Genomic DNA, 25,375 nt, shown 5'->3' on the forward strand with positions numbered 1-25,375 from the left:
TGGGAGGGGCGGTTCGGTGAGGGATGATCCGACCGGAGCCGCTCCACTCGACGCCGCCGATTTCGCCCTGCGGATGAACTCCTTGGGGCCGTTCGAGAGCGGCCCCGTTCTTGCTGTCGGCGTTTCCGGTGGGGCGGACAGCCTGGCTTTATGTCTGCTGGCCGAAGACTGGGCCCGGGCCCGCGGCGGCCGCGTCGAAGCGCTCATCGTCGATCACGCTCTGCGTTCCGAATCCGCCGCCGAGGCCCTCCAGGTCGCCGGCTGGCTGGCCGAACGGGGGATTTCCCATCATATCTTGCGTTGGGAAGGCGCGAAGCCGTCGTCCGGCGTGCAGGCCGCCGCGCGCGAGGCCCGGTACCGGCTGACGCGGGACTGGTGCTCTAGGCACGGTGTTCTCTATCTGCTGCTGGGGCATCATCGCGACGACCAGGCCGAGACGTTTCTGCTGCGCCTGGGCCGGGGAAGCGGTGTCGACGGCTTATCGGCGATGGCCCCCGTCTCCGCTCTTCCGGATGTTTTGTTGCTGCGTCCGCTTCTCGATGTACCGCATGCCCGGCTGATGGCGACCCTTCGGGCGTTGGAGCAGCCCTGGGTCGAGGATCCGTCCAACGCCAGCGGGGCTTACCGCCGGGTTCGGCTGCGCCGAATGGCGCCCGCCTTGAGCGCCGAAGGGTTGGACGGGGCATGCCTGGCGGCGACGGCGGGACGGCTGGCGCGTGCCAGGCGAGCCCTGGAACGGGCGACGTGCGAGGCGATGGTTCGTGCGGTCGCTTTCGATGGCAGCGGCTTCGCCTGGCTGCGAACGGACGAACTGGCCGGCATGCCCGAGGAGGTCTGCCTGCGGCTGTTGGCGCGGTTGTGCCGGACGATCGGCGGGGAGGCCTATCCGCCACGGCTGGAACGTCTGGAACGGTTGTCGGAGGCCTTGCGTTCGCCCCAGCGGCGTCGGCGGACCTTCGCGGGATGTCTGCTGACGCCGAAAAAAAACGGTTGGCTGGTTTGCCGAGAACCGGGGCGGCTCGCCCCATCGCAGCCCGTTCAGGCCGGTCAACGCGTCTTGTGGGACGGCCGATTCGACCTATTTCTGACGGGGCGGGGTGGGGGGCGTATCGATGGTCTGGGACATCAGGGCTGGCTTTCCATCCGTGATGGGCTTGCCGAACCGATGATTCCACTGGAAGTCATCATGACTTTACCGGCACTCTTCGATCATCGTGGCATTTCGGCCGTTCCACACCTAGGATATAAAAGAAGAACCGAATGCGATCTGACGATCGGGTGGGTCCGATTCGTTCCGGCAAACCCGCTCACCCAGGTATGAATTTGCCTTGTTTAGGTTCCGGATTGCATTATCTGTAGGCTGTGCGGTTCGGTTGGTCGACTGAAGCCGCGGAATGCCCATCGAGGGATCGTTGTATGAATTTTAGCAAGAATCTGGTGTTGTGGGTCATCATCGCGGTTTTGTTGGCGGCCTTATTCAACCTCTTCCAGAACTCGACGACGCCGCATGGCAGCAACAACTATGCCTATTCCGACTTCCTGACCGAAGTCGAGAGCGGACGCGTCGCCGATGTGACGATCCAGGGCGAATCGATCAACGGCCATTTCACCGACGGGCGTAATTTCAGCACTTATGCGCCGCCGGACGCCAATTTCGTCCCGAAACTGCGTCAGGCCAATGTCCGCATTTCGGCCACGCCGAAGAGCGAGGAGACGCAGACCTTCTGGAATTACATCCTGTCCTGGTTCCCCATGCTCCTGGTGGTCGGCGTGTGGATCTTCTTCATGCGCCAGATGCAGTCGACCGGCGGCAAGGCCATGGGTTTCGGCAAAAGCCGTGCCCGCATGCTGACCGAGAAGACCGGGCGGGTGACCTTCGAAGACGTCGCGGGTATCGACGAGGCCAAGCAGGAACTGGAAGAGATCGTCGAATTCCTGAAGGATCCGCAGAAATTCCAGCGGTTGGGCGGCAAGATTCCGAAGGGCGTCCTGCTGGTCGGACCTCCGGGTACCGGCAAGACGCTGCTGGCGCGCGCCATCGCCGGTGAGGCCAATGTCCCCTTCTTCACCATTTCGGGTTCGGATTTCGTCGAAATGTTCGTCGGTGTCGGCGCGTCCCGCGTGCGCGACATGTTCGAGCAGGGCAAGAAAAACGCACCCTGCATCATTTTCATCGATGAAATCGACGCTGTCGGTCGCCATCGCGGCGCCGGCCTGGGCGGCGGCAACGACGAGCGCGAACAGACGCTGAACCAGTTGTTGGTCGAGATGGATGGCTTCGAATCCAACGAGGGCGTCATTCTGATCGCCGCCACCAACCGGCCCGACGTCCTCGATCCGGCTCTGTTGCGTCCCGGTCGTTTCGATCGTCAGGTGGTGGTGCCCAATCCCGATGTCCTGGGCCGCGAGAAGATCCTCAAGGTGCATATGCGCAAGGTGCCCTTGGCTCCCGATGTCGAGCCCAAGATCATCGCGCGTGGGACCCCCGGCTTTTCGGGCGCTGATCTGGCCAATCTGGTCAATGAGGCGGCCCTGCTGGCGGCCCGCGCTGGCAAGCGCGTGGTGACCATGACCGAGTTCGAGGCCGCCAAGGACAAGGTGATGATGGGCGCCGAGCGTCGCTCGATGGTCATGACCGAAGAAGAGAAGCGGCTGACCGCTTATCATGAAGCCGGACACGCCATCGTCGCCCTGCACGAAGTCGAGTCCGATCCGATCCATAAGGCCACCATCATTCCGCGCGGACGTGCGCTCGGCATGGTCATGCGTCTGCCGGAAGGCGATCGCATTTCCATCTCGCGGGCCAAGCTGAAGGCCGATCTGGCCGTGGCCATGGGCGGACGTCTGGCCGAGGAGCTGATTTTCGGGGTCGATAAGATCACCACCGGGGCTTCCTCGGATATCAAGATGGCGACCGACATGGCCCGCCGCATGGTCACCGAATGGGGCATGAGTGAAAAGCTCGGGCCGCTCACCTACGGCGAAAACGACCAGGAGGTCTTTCTCGGTCATTCCGTGGCGACCCACAAGAATTTGTCGGAAGCCACGGCCAAGATCATCGACGAGGAAATCCGCGGAATCGTCGATACGGCCTATGCCCGGGCTCGCAAGACCCTGACCGACGGTCTTGAGGATCTGCACACGCTGGCGCACGGTCTCCTGGAGTTCGAAACGCTTTCCGGTGATGAGATTCGTCAGTTGCTGCGTGGCGAACCGGTGGTCCGCGATTCCGGCTCGGATGAGCCGGGGGCGAAGACCCGCGAGCCGCCACGCCGGTCCTCTGTGCCGACGAGCGGCGTCGGCGGCCAGCCGGGCTTCGGTCCGGGGGCGGAGCCGCAACCCGGTTCGTGATGCCGGTGAACGCTCCTTTGAAAGTACAGACAAGTCCCGCTTTGCCGCGGGGCTTGTCTTTTTTGGCGGCTCGGGGCGGGCTGGGGGGGCGGCTCTATGTCGGGCCGGCTGGAATCGTTTCGGGCAAGACCGCCGCGGCGGCCATCGCTTCCGGGCAAGCCTGGAGCCTGGCGGGCGGACCGTTGGCCTTTTCGTCCTGCAGTGTTTTGCTGCGCGAAGACGATCAGTTGACCGAGGCGGCGGCGCCCTTCGCCGACGTGCTCGACTGGTCCGAGGCGGAAGGCGCCGATGTCGCCCGTCATGTCGGCGGTCTGCTGTCTAATTTGGGCAAGGCGCGTCCCGCCTTCGCCGGACTCGATCTAGGGCGCCCGCGCGTCATGGGCATCGTCAATGTGACGCCGGACAGTTTTTCCGACGGTGGCCGCTTCTTCGATGTCGACAAGGCCGTCGCCCATGGCCTGGACCTTTGCGCGGCGGGTGCCGACATCCTCGATGTCGGCGGCGAATCGACTCGTCCCGGCGCCGAGGCGGTGGATACGGATGAGGAAATCCGCCGTGTTGTGCCGGTGATCCGCGCCCTGGCCGAAAAGGGTATTCCCGTTTCCGTCGATACCCGCCATGCGGCGGTCATGGGGGCGGCGGTGGAAAGCGGGGCCGCCATCATCAACGACATCACGGCGCTTTCCGATGATCCCCGGTCGCTTGCCGTGGCCGCCAAGAGCGGCGCGGCGGTGGTGCTGATGCATATGCAGGGTGAACCAGGCGTCATGCAGCGCGACCCGCATTACGGTTTCGCCCCCCTCGATATTTACGATTACCTGGCCGGGCGCCTGGCCGCCTGCCGGGCGGCGGGTATTCCCTCCGATCGGCTGTGTATTGATCCCGGCATCGGCTTCGGCAAGACGGTCGAACACAATCTGCAGATCCTGGCCCGGCTGGGCCTTTATCATGCGCTGGGCGTGCCATTGTTGCTGGGGGTGAGCCGCAAGAGCTTCATCGGCAAATTGTCGCTGGGCGAGCCGGCCGGAGAGCGTCTTGCCGGTTCGTTGACCGCCGCCCTGCTCGGCCTGGGGCAGGGAACCCAGATCCTGAGGGTGCATGACGTCGCCGAGACGGTACAGGCGGTGGCTGTCTGGCAGGGCATTAAAAGGGCCGGCGAGGAGATGCCCGCACCGGCCCAGTAATACCCGGTCTCAAGGATTTGAGATAGATCGATCAGGCCGGTTTCAGGACGTGAATGGCGCGGCTGGCCACCAAATCCGCAGTGCGTTCCCCATAGGCCGTCATATGCGGCGATTTCGCATGTGCGGCCAGGGCTTCCGGGCTTTCCCATTTCTCGATGGCGACAAAGCTGTCCGGTCCGAAAGCCGCCGTGGTGATGCCGTCCGCGTCGATGGCGGGGCCATATTCGATGCATCCCGCTTCGGCCCGGACCGCCGGGATGTTGGCGTGGAATTTTTCCAGAAGTTCGGCGCGTCTGCCGGGTTTCGCGGTAATCACCGCCAGTACATGAATCATTTTTTTACCTTCGGTCATCCGTCACGCAAGGGATCCAGCGCAGTTTGCGCTTCGCGCGAACCGCGGTGAGCGCGGCGCGTTCCATGGACAGTACGGTTGGCGGCCGGCGAAGAAAAGAGGGCCTTTGCGGGAAGGCCCCCTTCGCGAGGTGTTATTACTTCATGTCGTCGAGCGACAGCCGGTGGACGTCGCCCAGGATGAAGATGTAGGAGAGCGCGCCCAGAATGGCCAAGGCGGCGACATAAACCAGGGCGTAAACGAATGAGCCGGTGGCGGCGATGATGAAGCCGATGACCAGTGGTGTGAAGATTCCCGCCAGATTGGCGCAGAAATTGAACAAGCCGCCGGTCAGTCCCATCAGTTCCTTGGGCGCCATGTCGGAAATCAGGGCCCAGCCAAGGCCGACCATGCCCTGACCGAAGAAGGCCAGCGACATGAAGGCGATGACCTGCATGTCGTCATCGACGAAATTGGCGCCGACAATGGTCGATGCCAGCAGCAATCCGCAGAGGATCGGCGTCTTACGGGCAATGTTCAGCGAGCCCGTCCTCTTCAAAAGCAGGTCCGACACCCACCCGCCGGCCATGACGCCCACCGCGGCCGCCAGGAACGGCATGATGGAGAAAAAGCCCATCTTGACCCACCCCATATGGCGTTCCGTCGCCAGATAGGTGGGAAACCAGGTGAGGAAGAAGACCAGCGTCGAATTGCCGGCGAACTGGCCGATCGAGGCCCCCCAGATCTGGCGGAAGGAAAGTAGTTTTCTGACATTGGACCAGCGGAAGGGAACCTTGACGGCGGTTTGCGGGGTCAGGCCGCCCCCTTCGGCGATATAGTCCAGTTCGGCTTGGTTGACCGACTTCGAATCCTGGGGTTCCCGGTAGCAGAACCACCAAAGGAGGCCGAAGGCGATGCCGACCACGCCGACGACGAGGAACAGGGCGTGCCAACTGAAGGTCGCCATCAGCCAGAACAGCAAGGGCCCGAAAACGGCCAGGCCCAGATATTCGCCGACGGTATAGACGCCGGTCGCCGTTGCCCGTTCCTGCTTGGGAAACCAGGTCGCGACGATGCGGCTGTTGGTCGGGAAACAGGGCGCTTCCGATACTCCCAACCCGAAGCGATAGAAGAGAAGGGAATAGAAGCCAGTGGCGAAGCCCTGCATCAAGGTGAAGAACGACCACAGCGTCAGGGAGAGGAAATAGGTTACCTTGGAGCCGTAACGGTCGAGGAATACCCCTCCCGGCAACTGCATTGCGGCATAGGTCCAGCCGAAGGCCGAGAAGACCACGCCCATTACCGCCGCGTTGATGCCCAACTCCTTGGTCAGGGAGGGGGCGGCGATGCCGAGCACGGTGCGGTCCAGATAGTTGATCATCGTGCCGATGGCAAGAAGCGAAAGGATTCCAAAACGGACATAGGTCCGTTTGGCTGAAGTGGCCGCCGACGCAGGAGGTGCGGCTGCATCAGATGTCGTTTGCATTGAAAGTTCCTTCCCTATCGCATTGATTTGATGTTTTTCGGATCGCTTCTGCGATCCGTTTTGCGGCCTGCCCGGTCATCGCCGCCGTGCTTGCGATGAGAGGTAAAGGCGGTACTCGCACTTTTTTTATGGGGATGCGGGGGAATCATACCGACCTGTCAAGTCTTGATGATCTCCCCCCCTCGGATGCGCATCCCCCGATGCGTTTCGTCATCTTGATGTCCGCAAGATTGGACTATTCAGTCAATTTATGTCAATGCGATATTGATGCGCGACATATCCTTGCGGCGATGGTTCTTGGAAGGAAATCCTATTTTCCGGCAGTTATGTCGGGTTGAACGGTGTTTTTCCTCGCTCATCCGTTGGCTATCAGCGAGAAAGGCCGATTTTTTTGGATGAAAGTTTTGTAATGAAATTTTATTCCACTAATGAACATATGGGGGTGGAGGAATGCCAAAAACCCCAAGCCATGGAAGCCGGGCCTTGTCGCTGGCCCCGCTGTGGCCCATTATTTGTGCTGAATTTTTTGTGCCGAGCTGGAGAGAGAAAAGGTGACGACTGGAAATCTTGATCGTGGGCTGGCCATTCTCGAACTGCTCGCGGCGAATGCTCAAGGCTTGCCGATGCATGAGGTCGCGGACAAATTGAATATTCCGCGAAGCGCCACCCACAGGCTTTTGGTCGAGCTTATTCGGCACGGATATGTGCGCCAGCAAAAGGAATACGGCGAATATACCCTGACCTTGAAGCTGTGCTCTTTGGGGCTGTCGCAATTGTCCGGGCTGGGCGTGGTCGATATTTCGCAACCGGTGCTCGATGAGCTTGCCAAAATTTCCGGGGAAGTGGCGCGGTTGAGCGTGATCGACGGAGAACAGCTTGTTTGGGTCGCCAAGGCGCAAGGGTCTTCCGCCGGATTGCGGTTCGATCCCGATATGGGGGGCGTGGTCGAGTTGATTTCCACGGCGTCGGGCCATGCCTGGTTGTCATGCCTGAGCGAGGAGGCGGCTTTGGAACTGGTCGCCAAGCAGGGCGGATTCGTCCAGCATGGTGATTGTGGGCCGAACGTGCCCCGGACGGTGCAGGAGTTGCTGAAGATGCTCCATGAGGCTCGCGTCCGTGGGTTCTCGGTGGTGAGCGAGGCGGTTCATCTGGGCATCGCGGCAGTGGCGGCGCCGATCCGGCATCCGCATTCGGAGCAGGTCATCGGCGTGATTTCGGTCGCAGGCCCGCATCTGCGTCTGACCGACGAGCGTTTGGAGGCATTGGGGCCCGCCGTCGTCGCGGCAACCAATGAACTCGCCGCCGCATGCGCGGGCTCGCCGTTTCTCAAACGGGCCATCGCGGCGGTCAGCCGCAGCCAGGATGCCGCCGCCGCGCCGGCCAGGGCGAAACGCCGCTCCAAGGTATAAGCGGGGGCCATCGGCCATTAGAAAAATTGTGCCTGTTCCGCTAAAATTGCCGCCGCCCAAACATGAGGAGACCTTCCGCCGTCTCGCCCAGGGTGATGGTCGCTAATTCAATTTTTCATGTAAAACAGCATGTTATCGTGGACTGTCGGTGAAGATGGTCCGTCTGGGGGCCATGCTTGGTATGGCTCGATAACCAAATGGAATTGGCTGTGAACCAAGGTTTCATTGGAGTGTATCGATTTTAGTCAATAAAATTTTTATGGATAAGGGGCGCGGATACAGGTGGTGCAGAGCTGCCGTTAATAAATAGATCTGGCAACCAATATCGCTTTATAGCAAGACCTGGAAAGTATTCGGGCCTGTGAGAAGGGAGTTTTGACATATGTCCTATTCGATTTCGGTGGCTTTGACCGGTAGCGGTGGCGCCGGAGCGATGACCGCCGGGCAAATTCTGCTGGATTCGGCGGCGCAGGCCGGCTTCTACGGTCTGATGACGCGGTCCATGGGGCCGCAGATCCGCGGTGGCGAAGCGGCTGCCCTCGTGCGAATCTCCTCGGTGCCGATTTCCTCTCTCGATGATCATTATGATCTTCTGGTGCCTTTCGATTGGGGCAACATCAATCGTTTTTCGGCGGAACTCCCGCTTTCCTCCAGCAGCCTGATTCTGGCCGATCCCGAGCAGGGCGACGTGCCTCCGTCGATCGCCGGTTACGGCGCCCGTGTGGCGGCGCTGCCCTTGAAGGCGTTGGCCGGGGCCATTCCCGGCGGGAGGGCCAATATGGTGGGGCTGGGTGCCGTCGCCACGCTGATCGGGCTGCCCATCGCATCGGTGATTGCCGTTCTCACCAAGCAGTTGGCCCGGAAGGGTGAAGAGGTTCTGGCGGCCAGCACCGCCTGTCTGGAGGCCGGAGCCCAGGCGGCGGCCGGCCTGCCGTCGGTGACGAAGTTGCCGTCTCAGCCGCATGGCGAGGCGTTGCGCTGGAATATCAGCGGGAACGAGGCGGCGGGCCTGGGTGCGCTCCGGGGCGGCATCAAGTTCGTCGCGGCCTATCCGATCACGCCGGCCACCGAGGTGCTGGAATGGCTGGCGCCGGCTTTGGAGAAGACCGGCGGGGCGCTGGTTCAGGCCGAGGACGAGCTGGCCTCGATCAACATGGTGATCGGCGGTTCCTTCGCCGGGCTGCCGAGCCTGACCGCCACGTCGGGTCCCGGCCTGTCGCTGATGACCGAATCCATCGGGCTGGCCGTGGCGTCCGAGACGCCGCTGGTGGTGATCGACGTGATGCGTGGCGGCCCCTCGACCGGCATTCCGACCAAATCCGAGCAATCGGATCTCAATATCGCGGTCTATGGTCTGCATGGTGACGCCCCCCATGTGGTGGTGGCCCCCAATTCGGCGACCGACTGCCTGTTCGCCACGCAGTGGAGCGTCCATCTGGCCGAGGCCCTGCAGACGCCGGCCATCGTTCTGTCGGACCAGGCCATGGGACAGTCGCGGGTGGTGATCGACAAGCCGGCCGAAAACGGCTTCGTGGCGCAGCGTCTGGTGCCGGAGGCCGACGCCCCCGGTTATCAGCGTTACGCCCTGACCAACAGCGGCGTGTCGCCGATGGCCATTCCCGGTATGGCCGGCAACAATTACGTGGCCGACGGGCTTGAGCACAACGAACGGGGCACGCCGTCCTCGCAGGCCAGCGACCATCTGGCCCAGTTGGACAAGCGGGCCGGCAAGCTGGACGCCTTCGACTACGGCGAGCATTGGGCCGATATCGAAGGTGATGGCGAGATCGCCGTCATCACCTGGGGCTCGGTGACCGGGCCCGTGCGCGAGGCCATCGGACGCGCCCGCGCCAAGGGCATCAAGGCGAAGATGATTTCCCTGCGCCTGATTCTGCCCACCCGTCCTGCCCAGATGCAGGAGGCCTTGAAGGGGGTGAAGAAAGTGCTGGTGGTGGAACAAAGCCATTCTCAGCAATTTCATAAGTTCCTGCGCGGCCATTACGATCTGCCGGGCGACGTCCTGGTGGTCAGCCGGCCGGGGCCGCTGCCCATCCGGCCCGCTGAAATCGAAACGCGTCTTGCTGCTTGGAAGTGACCGCCATGACCATACAAAGCCCTTTGACCGTTCAAGACTTCAAATCCGACGTCAAGCCGATCTGGTGCCCCGGTTGTGGTGACCATGCGGTGCTTCTGGCCGTTACCAAGGCCCTGGTCGAGTTGAACACGCCGCGCGAGCAGATCGCCTTCATTTCCGGCATCGGCTGTTCGTCGCGCATTCCCGCCTACACCAACGTCTATGGCTTTCACGGCGTGCACGGCCGTGCCCTGGCCATCGCCGCCGGGGTCAAGCTGGCCCGTCCCGATCTGACCGTGCTGGTCGCCGGTGGCGACGGCGACGGCCTGTCCATCGGCGGCAACCACTTCATGCATGCCTGCCGGCGCAACGTCGACATGACCTATGTGATCATGGACAACGAGGTCTATGGCATGACCAAGGGGCAGGCGTCGCCGACCACGGCCCCGGATTGGTGCAACAGCAAGCTGACGCCTCACGGCACCGGCGTCTCGCCGGTTGAACCGGTGCGGCTGGCCCTGGCGGCGGGCGCCAACTTCATCGCCCGCGGTTTCGCCGGCAATCCCAACGATGTGGCCCGCCTGATCGTCGAAGGGGTGCATCACCCCGGCTTCTCCTTCATCCAGGTCTTGAGCCCCTGCGTCACCTACCGGCCGGAACAGCGGGAGTGGAAGCAGTCCGTTCATGCCGGTCAGGACCAGCCGCCGCAACTGGTGGCCGAGGCGATGCATCGTCTGGCCTCGGACGACGGCTTCACCACCGGCGTGCTGTTCGCCGGCAACCGTCCGGCCTTCATGCCGGAGCGTAAAGTCACGGCAAGCTTCGCCGATATCGAGAAAAAATTCGCATCCTGATCTCGGAAGGGTGCGGCCATCGGGCTCATTCAGGACCTGTTGATAAATGATCGAATCAACAGGTCCTGGGGGGACATTTTCTTCGTCCTCTTGATGATTCCGGTGCGCTCCGGCTTTTGATGAACCACCAAGGCACCAAGGTGGCGGAGTATGCCACTGGCCTTTTCCCGCCCCGTCATCGGCTGTCGGGCGAATGCCTGCGGCGCAGATTGGCCGCCGCCGGATGATCCGAAAGACGCCTTGGTGCCTTGGTGCCTTGGTGGTTCAAAATATCCAGGGTTTCCTTTCAAGCCATTGGGGAACCAGAGGTAACGGGAGAAGCCTTGAGGCCCCCCTGTGAATCCGATCCTTGGAGGGATCGACCCCGTTTGGCGGCTCCGGGCGAGCTCATTCGTTCGGAAACCGCGGAAATTTGGGGATTTCGGGCCGACAAGATGATGTATGCTGGCTGCCGTCGGATCCTCGGCGAGGCCGCCCGCGTCACCAATCCGGGCTTTGTCGCCGATCGTCTGCGCCGATCTATGGAAAGGGAGTAGCGCAATGCTCGGTGTCGAAAATAAAAATTATGATTATCTCGATGAGCCTTGCAATATTTCCGGGATTGAATTCGTAGAATTCACCGCTTCTAGCGCTTCTGACTTCGCTAATCTTCAAAAAGATTTCGAATCATTGGGTTTTACCCATATCGGACAGCATCGTTCGAAGGACGTTTTGCTCTTTCGTCAGGGTGGGATCAACCTGATCATCAACCGCGAGCCGTCATCCTTCGCCCATTCCTTCGGCACGGTGCATGGTACGTCGGTCTGCGCGCTGGCCTACCGTGCGTCCGAGGCGCCGCGGCTGCATGATTACGCGGTGCGCCAGGGGGCCCAGGACTACAAGGGGGTCAACGGACCGGGAGAGCTGTCGATTCCCGCCATCCGGACCATCTCGGGCCGGCTGATCTATCTTATCGACGAGCGTGACGCCCGGAAGTCGATCTATGACGTCGATTTTCTTCCGACGTCGGAAGGCTCTTGTTCGGACGATCTGCGGACGATCGACCATATCTCGCAGTCGGTCCGCCAGGGCGAGACCAAGAAATGGGTCCGCTTCTATAGCCGTTGCTTCGGGTTCCGCGTTATCGAGCACAACAGCATCGTCGACCCCAAGGGATATGTGCTGAGCACCGTCGTCGCCGATCCCGAGCGGAAAATTCAAATCTGCATGAACGAACCGGTCGACGACGGTACCGACTGCGAGCGGTTCCTGCGCGATAATTTCGGCGAGGGTGTGCAACATCTGGCTTTCGCCACGGACGACATTTTCGCTTATCTGGATGGGGCCGGCCAGCGGGGCCTCGATATCCTGCCGATCCAGTTCAGCTATTATGACAGCCTGATCGCCGAGGGATACAATCCGGACCTGGTGGCGAAACTGTCCCGCTACAAGGTGATGATCGATACCGAGGGCGGCGGCCAGTTTCTGCATGCCTACGTTCAGCCGAAGAACGACCGGGTATTTTTCGAAATCGTCGAACGCAAGCATCACCGCGGCTTCGGGCGGCACGATGTGACGGCCCGGCTGATGGCGCAGAAGGGGGTGGTGACCCTGCCGACGACACCGTTCATCCCCCCCATCCTTCCGGATGTGTCGGAGGCCTCGGCCGACGGCAGCACAACCCTGATGGGCGTGGTCGGCGATCCCACCTCGCATTTGCGGATGCCTGAAATCGTCGGTCACTGGCTGGCGCTGAACGGGTTGAACACCGCCTGCGTCCCCTTCCATGTCGGCCCGGATGCCTTGCGTCTTTTCGTCGAAGGCGCCCGGACCATCGAAAATCTGGTCGGCTTCGTCGTCGCCTTGCCACACAAGGTCGCCATCGTGCCCTTGCTTGACGAAATCAGTGAGCGGGCGAAGGCGATCGGTGCGGTGAACGTCGTCCGGCGCGAGCCCGGCGGTCATCTGATTGGCGACATCGTCGACGGCCCCGGCTTCGTCAAAGGTCTTCTTGGTCTCGGCGGACGCGTCAAGGGCGCCGTCGTCTGGCTGGTCGGCGCCGGCAGCGCCGGCCGGGCGATCGCCTATGCCCTGGCCGAGGCCGGCGTGAAAAGCCTTTATATCGATGATCTGGAGCTGGAGCGTTCCGAGCGTCTGGCCAAGGATCTCAAGGCCGCTTTCAGCGGTTTGCTGGTCTATACCGGCAAGCCCGCGGATCCGCAAACGGTCGACGTCGCGGTCAATGCGACGCCCAGCGGAACCGAACCCGACGATGCCCTGCCGTTCGATCCGTCCGAGTTGCGCAAGGGCGCCTGGGTGGCCGACACTCTGCTGTTGCCCGAGGTAACGCAGTTGCTGTCCGAGGCGGAGCGGCATGGTTGTCGCCTGTTCCCCGGGCGCAAGATGGTGGAAAGCCAGGTGGGGGATTACGCCCGTTATTTGGGTTGGAAAGACTGACCCGCTTCCCTCCGCTTCACGCTTGAGGTAATCAATTCAACTTTTCCGGCCGCCGGTAAGGGCGGCCGTTGGTTATGAGTTTAGGACTAGCCATGACACGCAAATTATTCGGCACCGATGGTGTGCGGGGAACCGCGAATGTCGAGCCGATGACCGCCGAAACGGCGATGCGGCTCGGAATGGCCGCCGGCCATTATTTTACCCGTGGGGCCTATCGGCACACCGTGGTCATCGGCAAGGATACCCGCCTGTCCGGTTACATGCTGGAACCGGCCCTGACCGCCGGGTTCACTTCGGTGGGCATGGATGTCGTCTTGCTGGGGCCGCTGCCGACTCCCGCCGTGGCGATGTTGACCCGCTCGATGCGCGCCGATCTCGGCGTGATGATTTCGGCCTCGCACAATCCGTTCGAGGACAACGGCATCAAATTGTTCGGTCCCGACGGCTTCAAGCTGTCGGACGAGGCCGAAAGCCGGATCGAGGCGCATATGGAGAACGGCCTGGCCGGCCATCGGGTGGCCGCCTCGGCATTGGGCCGGGCACGCCGCCTTGATGACGCGCTGGGACGCTATATCGAATATACAAAGAACACCTTCCCCCGGGGCCTGCGTCTGGATGGCCTCAAGATCGTCGTCGATTGCGCCAACGGCGCCGCCTACAAGGTGGCGCCGACCGTTCTTTGGGAACTGGGGGCCGAGGTCGTGCCGGTCGGTGTCACGCCCGACGGCTTCAACATCAACAAGGGCTGCGGCTCGCTGTCCACCGACGTGATGAAGAGCCAGGTGGTGGCCCACGGCGCCCATCTCGGACTGGCCCTGGACGGCGACGCCGACCGACTGGTCCTCTGTGACGAGCATGGCGATCTCATCGACGGCGATCAGGTCATGGCCCTGATCGGCCGGAGCTGGCACGACAACGGCCTGCTGAAGGGGGGGGGGGTGGTCGCCACCGTGATGTCTAACCTGGGCCTCGAGCGGTTCCTGTCCGGCTGTGGTTTGGCGCTGCACCGGACCAATGTCGGTGACCGCTACGTCCTTGAACGGATGCGGCGCGACGGTTTCAATTTGGGTGGCGAGCAGTCGGGCCACATCATCCTGTCGGACTATTCGACGACCGGCGACGGCCTGGTGGCGGCCTTGCAGGTTCTGGCCGCCCTGATCGTGTCGGGCAAACCGGCCAGCCAGGTGCTGCGCCTGTTCGATCCCTTGCCCCAGCTTCTGAAGAATATCCGCGTGCCGCCCGACCTCAACGACACCATATTGAACGATCCCCGGGTATTGTCCTCCATCGAGAACGGGGAACGCCGGCTGGCCGGCAGCGGGCGGCTTTTGATCCGCAAATCGGGAACCGAGCCTTTGATACGCGTGATGGCCGAGGGCGAGGACGAGACGCTGATCGCCCAGGTGGTGGACGACATCATCGCCACGATCGGCAAGGCGGCCGGGCAGTGAAAAACGTTCCCAGCAGAATGCGCGGCCGGGTGCTGATCGTCGCCGGATCGGATTCCGGCGGCGGTGCCGGGATCCAGGCCGATATCAAGACGGTGACCGCGCTGGGTGGTTTCGCCGCGACGGCCATCACCGCGCTGACCGCGCAGAATACCCAAGGGGTGTTCGGCGTCATGGATGTGCCTGCCGATTTCATTCGAAGCCAGATCGACCTGGTGCTTGACGATATCGGGGCCGACGTCGTCAAGACCGGCATGCTGAACAAACCCGAGGCCATCGAGGTGATCGCCCAGGCGTTGGAACGCCGTTCCCCCGCCTTGCCGCTGGTACTCGATCCGGTGATGGTCGCCAAGGGCGGGCATAAATTGCTCGACGACGCGGCCCACGCAGCCCTGTCGCAGCGGCTGATCCCGAAGGCCACCCTGGTCACGCCGAACATTCCCGAGGCCGAGGCCCTGACCGGCATGACCATCCGCGATGTCGACGACATGGTGGCCGCCGGCCGTGCCCTGCTGGAGCTGGGGCCCGGCGCCGTGCTGGTCAAGGGCGGCCATCTGCCCGGATCCTGGCTGGTCGACGTGCTGATCGATGCCGCCGGTATCGAAACGTTCGAGGGGGTTCGGCTGGAAACCACCAGCACCCACGGCACCGGATGCACCATGGCTTCCGCCATTGCCACGGGCCTGGCGCAGGGGGCGTCGGTCAGGGTGGCGGTGCGGCGGGCCAGGCGTTACGTGCAGTTGGCCATCGTCGGCGCCCCCGGATTCGGGCACGGCCACGGGCCGCTCAATCATGCCCACACCGTGCGCCCGTTCGGGGAACGGACGTGAACGCCCTCCATGACGCCATGCTGGCCGAGATGGAGGCCGCCGCCCGGTTGGTTTACCAGGCGATGGGAGCCACGGCGCAAATCCACTGGCCGCTCCTCGACCGGCGGACCGGTTGCGAGGTCTGGGTCAAGCACGAGAACCACACGCCGCTGGGAGCCTTCAAGGTGCGTGGCGGCTTGGTCTATCTGCACCGGCTGCTCGGTGTCTCGCCCGATGTGAAAGGGGTCATCGCGGCCACCCGGGGCAATCATGGTCAAAGTATCGCCTTCGCCGCGGCGAAGTTGGGGCTGCGGGCGGTGATCGTCGTTCCCGAGGGAAACAGCCCCGGGAAGAACGCCGCCATGCGGGCTTTGGGCGCGGAATTGATAGAATTCGGCGACGATTTCCAGGAGGCGGCGGAGCGGGCGCGGGAATTGGCCGCCGAGCAGGGCCTGCATATGGTGCCGTCGTTCCATCCCTGGCTGGTGCAGGGGGTGTCGACGGCGGCGTTGGAGTTCCTGCGGGCCGTCCCCGGGCTCGACACCGTCTATGTGCCGATCGGCATGGGATCGGGCATCTGCGCGATGATTTCCGTCCGGGACGCCCTCGGGCTTGAGACCAAAATCGTCGGCGTCGTCGCCGAGGGGGCGCCGGCTTATGCCGACAGCTTCTGGGCCGAGCGTCTGATGACGACGCCAACCGCCAATACCATCGCCGATGGCCTGGCCTGCCGGGTCCCCGATCCGGTGGCAGTGGACATCATCGCGCAAGGAGCGGATCGGGTGGTGACGGTCAGTGATGACGAGATCCTGGCCGCCATGCGCTATTACCTGTCCGACACGCACAATCTGGCGGAGGGGGCGGGGGCCGCCCCCCTGGCGGCGCTTCTGGCCGATGCCGGCCGCAAGGCCGGCCGCAAGGTCGGGCTGGTTCTCTCCGGCGGCAACGTCGATGCGGAGCTGATCATGCGCGCCCTGTCCGGCGGAGCGCCGTCGTGAGCGAAATCCGTTATGCCGTGGAGCCGGATCTGGCCGCGGTCGATTTCCGGGACGTCCTGATCCGCTCGACCCTGGGCGAGCGGCGGCCCGTCGACGATCTCGACCGTCTCGACAAGATGTTGAGGCAGGCCGACATCGTCGTGACGGCGCGCCGCGACGGCCGGCTGGTCGGCGTCGCCCGCTCGCTCACCGATTTCAGTTTCTGCTGTTATCTGTCCGATCTTTGCGTCGACGCCGCCGTGCAAAGACAGGGAATCGGCCGGGCGCTGATCGATCGGACGCAGGCGGAGGCGGGAGCGCAATGTCTGCTGGTGCTGCTGGCCGCCCCGGCGGCGGTCGGCTATTACCCGCATATCGGCATGCGCTCGCATGCCAGCGCCTGGACCCGCGAACGTCAGGGGTGATCACCACATTTTCCTCGCGGGTTAATCGAACGGCCAATTGACCTCCCGGGGGCGGCCTGCCATCCTCGCGCCGGGCCACGATCCCCCAACGGATCGCGACCCTTCTGTAAGGAGGGGTTTCATATGACAGTTCTCGAGCGGCCGGCTGTTCGGCCGAACAATCCTCATTTTTCTTCAGGTCCCTGTGCCAAGCGCCCCGGTTGGTCGGTGCAGGCCTTGGCCGACGCCGCCATCGGCCGGTCGCACCGCGCCAAGCTCGGTAAATCGAAGCTTGCCGAAGTTCTCGACCGCAGCCGGGCCATCCTCGGATTGCCCGACGATTATCTGATCGGTATCGTGCCGGCTTCCGACACCGGCGCCGTCGAAATGGCCCTGTGGTCGCTGCTGGGCGAACGTGGTCTCGATATTCTGGCCTGGGAAAGTTTCGGCGAAGGCTGGGTGACCGACGTCACCAAGCAGTTGAAGCTATCCGACGTGCGGACCTTCAAGGCCGATTACGGCACGCTGCCGGATCTCGGCCAGGTCGATTTCGATCGCGATGTGGTCTTTACCTGGAACGGGACCACCTCGGGCGTGCGCGTTCCCAACGGTGATTGGATCCCGGATGACCGCAAGGGGCTGGTCATCGCCGACGCGACATCGGCCGCCTTCGCCATGGATATCCCCTGGAAGAAGACGGACGTGGTGACCTGGTCCTGGCAGAAGGTTCTGGGCGGCGAAGCCGCGCATGGCATGCTGGTCTTGAGCCCGCGCGCCGTCGCCCGTCTGGAAAGCTACAAGCCCGCCTGGCCGATGCCGAAGATCTTCCGCATGACCAAGGGCGGCAAGCTGATCGACGGTATCTTCAAGGGCGATACCATCAACACTCCCTCCATGATCGCCGTCGAGGACCAGATCGACGCCCTGCGCTGGGCGGAAAGCATCGGTGGCCTGAAGGGGCTGATCGCCCGTTCCGAGGGCAATCTGGCGGCGCTCGCCAAATGGGTGGAGAAATCCTCCTGGGCGGCGTTCCTGGCTCAGGATCCCAAGATCCGCTCCTGCACCTCGATCTGCCTGGTCGTCAAGGCGCCGTTCTTCGCCAAGCTCTCCGCCGAGGATCAGACGGCGGCGACCAAGAAGATCGCCTCGATCCTCGACAAGGAAGGGGTGGCCAACGACATCGCCTCCTACCGCGATGCTCCTCCGGGCTTGCGGATCTGGGGTGGGGCCACCGTCGAGACGTCCGACCTCGAAAAATTGACGGCATGGCTCGATTGGGCTTTCGCCCAGGTCGAAGCCGAATTCGCGGCGAAGGTCTGAAACGGCTGTCCGCCTCGGCGCGGACAGCCCCCTTTTCCGGGGAACCCGGCAACGAAGACGATTTGCGGGGGAATTTCCAAAATGCCCAAGGTATTGATCAGCGATAAACTGAGCCCGGCCGCCGTGCAGATCTTCAAGGATCGCGGCATCGAGGCGGACGTGAAGACCGGGCTGCCGCCCGAGGAACTCAAGGCCATCATCGGCCGGTACGACGGTCTGGCCATCCGTTCCAACACCAAGGTGACCGCCGAGATTCTGGCCGCAGCCACCAATCTGAAAGTGGTCGGCCGCGCCGGCATCGGCGTCGACAATGTCGATGTCCCGGCGGCGACGGCGCGCGGCGTGGTGGTGATGAACACGCCCTACGGCAATTCCATCACCACCGCCGAACATGCCATCGCCATGCTGTTCGCCGTGGCCCGGGACATTCCCCAGGCCAACGCCTCGACGCATGCCGGCAAATGGGAAAAGTCGAAATTCATGGGGGTCGAACTGACCGCCAAGACGCTGGGTGTCATCGGCTGCGGCAATATCGGCTCGATCGTTGCCGAACGGGGGATCGGTCTCAAGATGAAGGTCGTCGCCTATGATCCGTTTCTGTCCCAGGAACGGGCCAAGGCATTGGGAGTCGAAAAGGTCGAGTTGGACGATCTGCTCTCCCGCGCGGATTTCATCACCTTGCATACGCCGCTGACCGATGCGACGCGCAACATCATCGACGCCGGGGCCCTGGCCAAGACCAGGAAGGGAGTGCGCATCGTCAATTGCGCCCGTGGCGGCCTAGTGGTCGAGGAGGATCTGAAGGCGGCGCTGGATTCCGGGCACGTCGCCGGTGCCGCCCTCGACGTCTTCAAGGAGGAGCCGGCCAGGAGCAATATCCTGTTCGGTCACGAAAAGGTGGTCTGCACGCCGCATCTCGGGGCCTCGACCACGGAAGCCCAGGAGAACGTCGCCCTGCAGGTGGCCGAGCAGATGTCGGACTATCTGCTGACCGGCGCGGTGACCAACGCCATCAATATGGCGTCGGTCTCGGCCGAGGACGCTCCGAAGCTCAAGCCCTACATGGCCCTGGCCGGCCAGTTGGGCAGCTTCGCCGGCCAGTTGACCGAACATGGCATCAAGGCCGTCTCCATCAGCTATGAAGGCCAGGTGGCCGATCTCAATACCAAGCCGTTGACGGCGACCATCCTCGAAGGTCTGTTCAAGTCGTTCGTCGAGACGGTCAATCTGGTCAATGCCCCGGTCATCGCCAGGGAACGCAATATCACGGTGACCGAGGCCAGGAACGACCGGTCTTGCGATTATCACACCCTGATCAGGCTGTCGGTGACCACCGAGCAGCACACGCGGAGCGTCGAGGGCACCCTGTTCGGCGGAGACAAGCCGCGCCTCGTTTCGATCAAGAACATCCCCATCGAGGCCGAGGTGGGGCCGTTCATGCTCTATGTGACAAATGCCGACAAGCCCGGCTTCATCGGTCGCCTGGGCACCACATTGGGCGAGGCCGGGGTTAATATCGCCACCTTCCACCTCGGCAGGGCCGAGGCCGGCGGCGACGCCATCGCCCTGATCCAGGTGGATCAGCAGGTCGGCAATGCGCTGCTGGAAAAGGTCCGGGCCATTCCCAACGTGGTCCAGGCCAAGGCGATGAAATTCTGAGACGGGGGGAATCCTCCCGACCGGCGGTTTGATGGAACATGATGCCGGGGCTCGTCGCCGCAAGCGATTACCCTCGTCATCATGTTTTCCAATTGCCGTCGGAGGTTAAACGGGGTAAACGGGGAAAGCCTTGTGTGCAGGGCTTCCCCGCGCCAGTTTCTGTCAGGACAAACGGCTGTTTCATGACCGAGTTCGCTACCCGCGCGCTGCTGCCGGCAGGCCTGCGCGACATTTTGCCCCCCCAAGCCGCCCACGAGGCTGACGTTGTCACGCGCCTGATGGCGAGTTTCGCAGCCCAGGGCTATGAGCGGGTCAAGCCGCCGCTGATCGAATTCGAGGAAAGTCTCCTGGAGGGCAGCGGCGCGGCGATGTCCAAGCATACCTTCCGCGTGATGGATCCCGTCACCCAGCGCATGATGGGCGTGCGTGCGGACATGACGCCGCAGGTCGCGCGCATCGCGACGACGCGCCTGGCCAACGCCAGGCGTCCGTTGCGTCTGTCCTATGCCGGCCAGGTGCTGCGGGTGAAGGGCAGCCAGTTGCGTCCCGAGCGGCAGTTCGGCCAGGCCGGCATCGAACTGATCGGCGCCGATAGCGCCGCGGCCGACGCCGAAGTGGTGATCCTGGCCGCCAAAGCGCTGGTCGATCTCGGCGTGGGCGAGGTGTGCGTCGATCTCACCTTGCCATCGCTGGTTCCAGAAATCTGTAGCGGCCTGGACGAAATCGACGGGCTGAAGGATGCCCTGGACCACAAGGATGTCGCCGCGGTTGCCGCCGTCGGCGGCGCCATCGGCCCGATCCTTTGCGGCCTCGTCGAGGCGGCCGGCCCGGCCGTTCCCGCCCTGGCCAGGCTGTCCGCCGTTCCCCTGTCGGGCAATGCGGCGGCGCTCCGCGAGCGTCTGACCGCCGTGGTCGAACTGGTTTCCAGCGCGGCTCCCGAGCTGACCTTGACCATCGATCCGGTGGAGGGGCGCGGCTTCGAATATCATACGGGTCCCGCCTTCACCATTTTCGCCCGGCAGTCGGCGGCGGAATTGGGACGTGGCGGCCGCTACCAGGCCGACGGCGAAAGCGCGGCCGGCGCCACCCTGTTCATGGATACGGTCCTCGACGTGCTGCCCGGCCCGGTCGCCGTCCGGCGGATTTTTCTGCCGTTCGGAACGCCGTTCGCCGAGGGCCAGGCCCTGAGGGCCGAGGGGTGGGTGACCGTGGCTGGTTTGGAAAAAGTCGCCGATGACCGGGCCGAGTCCCGTCGTCTGGCCTGTGGCCATCTTCTTGTGGCCGGCGGTGTGATCGCGGCGTGAGCCGGAGCGGCCGTCCGGGTCCGCGTAAAGCGGAGCGGAAGCGTCGCATGGCAATGAAGGGAGTTTGGTTATGGGGAATGTGGCTGTTGTCGGCGCTCAATGGGGCGACGAAGGCAAAGGCAAGGTCGTCGACTGGCTTTCCGAGCGGGCCGACGTGGTGGTGCGCTTCCAGGGCGGGCATAATGCCGGCCATACCCTGGTGATCGACGGCGTCACCTACAAACTTTCGCTGCTGCCCTCCGGCGTCGTGCGTGGCAAGCCTTCGATCATCGGCAATGGCGTGGTGGTCGATCCCTGGGCTTTGCTGGCCGAGATCGACCGGATCGCCGGCCAGGGCGTCAATATCACACCCGATATCTTGAAATTGGCCGAGAACGCCGCCCTCATCCTGCCGCTGCACGGCCATATTGATCGTGCCCGCGAGGAGGCCAGCGGTTCCTCGAAGATCGGCACGACCGGGCGCGGCATCGGTCCGGCCTATGAGGACAAGGTGGCGCGGCGCGCCATCCGGGTCTGCGATCTGGATGACGACTCCGTTCTGGAAATGAAGATCGAGCGTCTGCTCGCCCATCACAATGCGCTGTTGCGCGGTCTCGGCATGGCCGAGGTGGACGGCCACGATCTGCTCGTACAATTGAAGGAAGTCGCTCCGCGCATTCTTCCCTTCGCCGATGTCGTCTGGCGTCGTCTGGAAGAGGCCCGCCGTACCGGGCAGCGCATTCTGTTCGAAGGTGCCCAGGGCGCCATGCTGGATGTCGATCACGGGACCTATCCCTTCGTCACGTCCTCCAATACGGTGTCCGGCCAGGCCGCCTCAGGTTCCGGCATCGGGCCGGGGCAGGTGGGTTACGTTCTGGGGATTTGCAAGGCCTATACGACCCGTGTCGGCGCCGGGCCGTTTCCCACCGAGCAGGCCAATGACATCGGCAATCGCATCGGTGACCGTGGGCACGAGTTCGGCACGGTGACCGGTCGTCGCCGGCGTTGCGGCTGGTTCGACGCCGTCTGTGTCCGCCAGGCGGTCAAGGTGGGCGGCATCAACGGCATCGCTTTGACCAAGCTCGACGTTCTCGATGGTTTCGACGAACTAAAGATTTGCACCGGCTACAAGTCCGAGGGGCAGGTCATTCAGCATCTGCCGGCCTCGATGTCGCGTCAGGCGACGGTGGAGCCAATCTACGAGACCATCGAAGGCTGGCACGAAAGCACGCAAGGGGCCCGTTCCTGGGTGCAGCTTCCGGCGGCGGCGATCAAATATGTCCGCCGTATCGAGGAACTGATCGAGGCGCCAGTGGCCTTGCTGTCGACCAGTCCAGAGCGCGAGGACACAATCCTGGTTCGCGATCCTTTCGCCAATTGATCCGAGGGTTTGTCGTCAGTTGCCGCGCTTATGGTGTTTTTGTTTCGCAATTCAATCAAAAGACGTCATTGCCCGGCCTTGAGCCGGGCATCCACGCCGTCGAACAAGTCACCATCGTTCGCTCTCACCACGTGGATGGCCGTGTCAAGCACGGCCATGACGGTTTCGGGGGCCATCAGCACGACTGACGACAGGTCCGCCAGCTAATTGAATTCGTGTTCGGGGGCGTTTAATCGCGCCATGAAGATCCCGAAAAGGTGAATGTTTTTGGTATGGTTAGCGGATTTGCCGAACTGTGTTAAATTCAGGTGCAGTCGAGGACGCCCGTTTTTAAAACAGCACGCACCCGCGCGGGCTTAACAGCATATTAATTCGAATCGTGCTGTCGTCCGTATCGGGCATGAGGGCGAAGTGGGATGGCGAGCGACCAACAGAGTGGGGCAGGCGGTTCCGTAAGTTTGCGGGATCGGTATCAGATCTACCCGGGGACGCCTCTTCTGGATTTGGCGACGCCAAGCGCCCAGGCTTATCACGCGGAAGACCGTCGCGACCCGAAAAAATCCCTGTTTGCCCTGATCGCGCGGCCCGGTCATCCGGTGCGCATCGATGCCATGCGCGCGCTTAAGGGAAGCGAGGGCCCCGGCTTGATGACCATGGTCGAATGGGGCGTCATGCATTGGCCCCTGCTCAATCGCAAGGTCATGGCCGTCGTTTACGAGCGGCCTGCCGGTGGCCGCGTCATGGCCAGCATCACCAGCGAGTTCAAAGCGCTTGAGGAATCCGAGCTGATCCGCAAGGCGGTCACTCCGATCTTCGAGGCGCTCAAGGTGTTGCGGTCGCACAATGTGACTCATCGCGCCATTCGTCCGACCAATATGTTTTGGGCAACGGCCGAGAAGGATCGGATCGTTCTCGGAGATTGCGTCACCGTACTGCCCGCTTTCGAGCAACCGGTTCTGATCGAAACCGTGGAATCCGGCATGTGCAATCCGGCCGGCCGTGGCCCGGGAAGTTACACCGACGATCTCTATTCGCTGGGAGCTTCGCTGGCCGTGCTGGTGCAGGGACGCAATCCGGTGGGGCACCTCGACGACGACGCCGTGCTGCGGCGCAAGATCGTCCAGGGCAGTTTCGCCACCCTCATTGGCGAGGGGCGGATGTCGTTGCAGACCAGTGAAATTCTGCGCGGTACCTTGTGCGACGATCCGTTGGAACGCTGGACGCTGGAATCCCTGGAGCTGTGGTTGAGCGGACGGCGTCTCTCGCCGTTGCTCGCCAAGTTTGAAAAAAGAGCGGCGCGCGCCCTGCCTTTCGCCGGACGGGAATATTCAACCGCCCGCGAACTGGCCGTGGCCTTCTGTAAGAATTGGGATGCGGTGGCGCCGGTGATACTCGATGGGCGGCTGGAGCTGTGGCTGCGCCGTTCGCTCGATGCGAAAGACAAGGCCGACGCCGTCTCCGGGGTATTGCGTGACGCGGTCATGACGGTCAATGAGAAGAGAACGGCGGCGTTCGATCTCATGGTCGCCAAGACTTGCATGCTTCTCGATGGCCGGGCGCCGATCCGTTACAAGTCCGTCGCGGCGATGCCGGATGGTATCGGCGGACTGCTGGCCGTGGCGATGGTCGAGGGCACTGAGGTCAAGTTCATTGTCGAAACCATCGTGCGGGAGGCGCCCAAGGGCTATTTCGAAACCCGGGAGGCCTATAGCCCGGAAAATTCGATAATGGCCACGCTCTACCGCGACCAGAAGGGGTTTCTCGAACGGGCCTCCATTGGTAACGGCATCGAACGGGTGCTTTACGAACTGAACGAGTCGATGCCTTGCATGAGCCCCTTCACGGTCGAGGATTATGTGCTCGACATCCGCGATCTGCTGCCGGCGCTGAATGCCGCGGCCAAGAAGGTCGACGCCAAAACCTGGCCGATCGACCGGCATGTCGCCGCCTTCATCGGAGCCAGGGCCAATTTCGATATGGAGCGGCAGATGGGCGATCTGACTCTGCCCGACCCCGACCGGTCAGTCATGGGGATGCTCAATCTCCTGGCTCTGATTCAATGGCGCCTGGGACAGGGGGGGCTGCAGGGATTGGCCACCTGGGTCGGCACTTTGCTGCAACCCGCGATCAACAGTTATCACAGTCGCGAGAGGCGCGCCCATATCGAGAAGGAAATCCCCCGGTTGGCCCGGGAGGGCAGCCTGGTCGAATTGTCGCGTCTGCTCGACGCTCCCGAGGAGCGCGCCCAGGATGCTCATGGATTTGCCGAGGCGCGCGCCACATGGGCGAGCGCGCAGCGTGAAATCAAGGACATCGAGGAGGGACGGGTCAACAATACGAAGGCCATTCGCTTCGCCCAGCAATTGGCCGCGCTGATTTCGATGGCTATCGCCTTTGTCACCGTTGTGCTTCTCTTGTTATCACGGTGGTTCTGATGGCGAAGAAAAGCGGAAACAAGGCTACTCCGGCGAAAGCGGCAAAACGCGGCGGCGTCAACCGGACTGTGCTGTTCCTGACCCTGATGGCTCTGGTGCCCTTCTCCTTGCCGACTCTTCTGGTGATGTTCGTCGGCTTATTGCCGACCATCGTGGCCGCCGTCGTCGAGCGGGGGAATAACCGTTACGGCTGGGTCTGCGTCGGGGGAGCTAATTTTGCAGGATTGGCGCCCTGGCTGTTTAATTTATGGTTTGGTCATCACACCTTGTCTTTCGCCATCGAACAGGTGACCTCCGTCACCCTGTTGCTGGTCGCCTACGGGACGGCGGGAGCCGGATCGTTGCTCTACCTGGCCCTGCCCCCGGTCGTCGCGACGATCATGGCCTCTACCGCTCAGCATCGCTCCGTGGGGCTGCAGGCATCCCAGCGCAAGCTGGTCGAGCGATGGGGCGACGGGGTGACCACTCCCGAAGAGCTGCTCTGATCTGGGCTTTTCTTATCGAGGCTGTTCATTCGAAAAGAAAAACGCCGGC

At 62.9% G+C, this 25,375-nt stretch carries 19 protein-coding genes; 17 read left to right on the top strand and 2 right to left on the bottom strand.

Annotation, left to right across the window (positions count from 1 at the left end; all coding sequences use genetic code 11):
* Window positions 1-16: 16 nt before the first annotated feature.
* The 3 genes from tilS to folP all read left to right on the top strand — a co-directional run bounded on the left by tilS (window position 17) and on the right by folP (window position 4,535).
* Entirely contained in the window at window positions 17-1,321 is a 1,305-nt protein-coding gene (gene tilS / locus CWS72_RS00905; RefSeq protein WP_146002579.1) for a tRNA lysidine(34) synthetase TilS, read from the top strand.
* Window positions 1,322-1,416: 95 nt separating this feature from the next.
* The gene (ftsH, locus tag CWS72_RS00910; protein WP_101248672.1) at window positions 1,417-3,351 is read left to right on the top strand and encodes an ATP-dependent zinc metalloprotease FtsH; all 1,935 of its coding nucleotides are present in this window, start codon (window positions 1,417-1,419) and stop codon (window positions 3,349-3,351) included.
* Between the two features lie 17 nt (window positions 3,352-3,368).
* The gene (gene folP / locus CWS72_RS00915; RefSeq protein ID WP_241911518.1) at window positions 3,369-4,535 is read left to right on the top strand and encodes a dihydropteroate synthase; all 1,167 of its coding nucleotides are present in this window, start codon (window positions 3,369-3,371) and stop codon (window positions 4,533-4,535) included.
* Window positions 4,536-4,566: 31 nt separating this feature from the next.
* On the opposite strand, the gene CWS72_RS00920 is transcribed toward folP, so the two are convergent.
* The gene (locus CWS72_RS00920) at window positions 4,567-4,869 is read right to left on the bottom strand and encodes a putative quinol monooxygenase (protein ID WP_101248888.1); all 303 of its coding nucleotides are present in this window, start codon (window positions 4,867-4,869) and stop codon (window positions 4,567-4,569) included.
* Window positions 4,870-5,023: 154 nt separating this feature from the next.
* A complete protein-coding gene (locus CWS72_RS00925) occupies window positions 5,024-6,352 on the bottom strand; it encodes an MFS transporter (protein ID WP_101248674.1) in 1,329 nt (442 codons plus the stop codon).
* Between the two features lie 551 nt (window positions 6,353-6,903).
* Here CWS72_RS00925 and CWS72_RS00930 point away from each other — a divergent pair.
* The 14 genes from CWS72_RS00930 (at window position 6,904) to CWS72_RS00995 (ending at window position 25,326) form a co-directional block, all read left to right on the top strand.
* Entirely contained in the window at window positions 6,904-7,761 is an 858-nt protein-coding gene (locus tag CWS72_RS00930; RefSeq protein WP_199175491.1) for an IclR family transcriptional regulator, read from the top strand.
* 382 nt (window positions 7,762-8,143) lie between these two features.
* Window positions 8,144-9,856, top strand: a complete 1,713-nt coding sequence (locus CWS72_RS00935) for a 2-oxoacid:acceptor oxidoreductase subunit alpha (RefSeq protein WP_101248675.1) — start codon at window positions 8,144-8,146, stop codon at window positions 9,854-9,856.
* 5 nt (window positions 9,857-9,861) lie between these two features.
* Window positions 9,862-10,689 carry a 2-oxoacid:ferredoxin oxidoreductase subunit beta gene (locus CWS72_RS00940; RefSeq protein WP_101248889.1) on the top strand — a complete coding sequence of 276 codons (828 nt, stop codon included), beginning with the start codon at window positions 9,862-9,864 and terminating at the stop codon, window positions 10,687-10,689.
* 540 nt (window positions 10,690-11,229) lie between these two features.
* A complete protein-coding gene (locus CWS72_RS00945; RefSeq protein ID WP_158240449.1) occupies window positions 11,230-13,125 on the top strand; it encodes a VOC family protein in 1,896 nt (631 codons plus the stop codon).
* 92 nt (window positions 13,126-13,217) lie between these two features.
* Window positions 13,218-14,576, top strand: coding sequence for a phosphoglucosamine mutase (glmM, locus tag CWS72_RS00950; protein WP_101248677.1), 1,359 nt, complete (start codon window positions 13,218-13,220; stop codon window positions 14,574-14,576).
* 17 nt (window positions 14,577-14,593) lie between these two features.
* Window positions 14,594-15,403 (top strand): bifunctional hydroxymethylpyrimidine kinase/phosphomethylpyrimidine kinase, encoded by an 810-nt coding sequence (thiD, locus tag CWS72_RS00955; protein WP_101248678.1) that lies wholly within the window; start codon window positions 14,594-14,596, stop codon window positions 15,401-15,403.
* Entirely contained in the window at window positions 15,400-16,380 is a 981-nt protein-coding gene (locus CWS72_RS00960; RefSeq protein WP_241911519.1) for a threonine dehydratase, read from the top strand. Before thiD ends, CWS72_RS00960 begins: the two co-directional genes overlap by 4 nt.
* On the top strand, window positions 16,377-16,784 hold the full coding sequence (locus CWS72_RS00965) for a GNAT family N-acetyltransferase (protein ID WP_101248679.1): 408 nt from the start codon (window positions 16,377-16,379) through the stop codon (window positions 16,782-16,784). Before CWS72_RS00960 ends, CWS72_RS00965 begins: the two co-directional genes overlap by 4 nt.
* Window positions 16,785-16,907: 123 nt before the next feature.
* Window positions 16,908-18,083 (top strand): phosphoserine transaminase, encoded by a 1,176-nt coding sequence (locus tag CWS72_RS00970; protein WP_101248680.1) that lies wholly within the window; start codon window positions 16,908-16,910, stop codon window positions 18,081-18,083.
* Between the two features lie 81 nt (window positions 18,084-18,164).
* Window positions 18,165-19,742, top strand: a complete 1,578-nt coding sequence (gene serA / locus CWS72_RS00975; RefSeq protein ID WP_101248681.1) for a phosphoglycerate dehydrogenase — start codon at window positions 18,165-18,167, stop codon at window positions 19,740-19,742.
* A gap of 182 nt (window positions 19,743-19,924) precedes the next feature.
* Window positions 19,925-21,046, top strand: coding sequence for an ATP phosphoribosyltransferase regulatory subunit (locus CWS72_RS00980; RefSeq protein ID WP_101248682.1), 1,122 nt, complete (start codon window positions 19,925-19,927; stop codon window positions 21,044-21,046).
* 70 nt (window positions 21,047-21,116) lie between these two features.
* On the top strand, window positions 21,117-22,406 hold the full coding sequence (locus tag CWS72_RS00985) for an adenylosuccinate synthase (protein ID WP_101248683.1): 1,290 nt from the start codon (window positions 21,117-21,119) through the stop codon (window positions 22,404-22,406).
* A 416-nt stretch (window positions 22,407-22,822) separates the two neighbouring features.
* Window positions 22,823-24,841 carry a protein kinase family protein gene (locus CWS72_RS00990; protein ID WP_146002580.1) on the top strand — a complete coding sequence of 673 codons (2,019 nt, stop codon included), beginning with the start codon at window positions 22,823-22,825 and terminating at the stop codon, window positions 24,839-24,841.
* On the top strand, window positions 24,841-25,326 hold the full coding sequence (locus CWS72_RS00995; protein WP_101248891.1) for an acyl-CoA synthetase: 486 nt from the start codon (window positions 24,841-24,843) through the stop codon (window positions 25,324-25,326). Before CWS72_RS00990 ends, CWS72_RS00995 begins: the two co-directional genes overlap by 1 nt.
* The last annotated feature ends 49 nt before the right edge of the window (window positions 25,327-25,375 follow it).

This window comes from Telmatospirillum siberiense, from assembly GCF_002845745.1.
Taxonomy (GTDB): Bacteria; Pseudomonadota; Alphaproteobacteria; order Rhodospirillales; family Magnetospirillaceae; genus Telmatospirillum; species Telmatospirillum siberiense.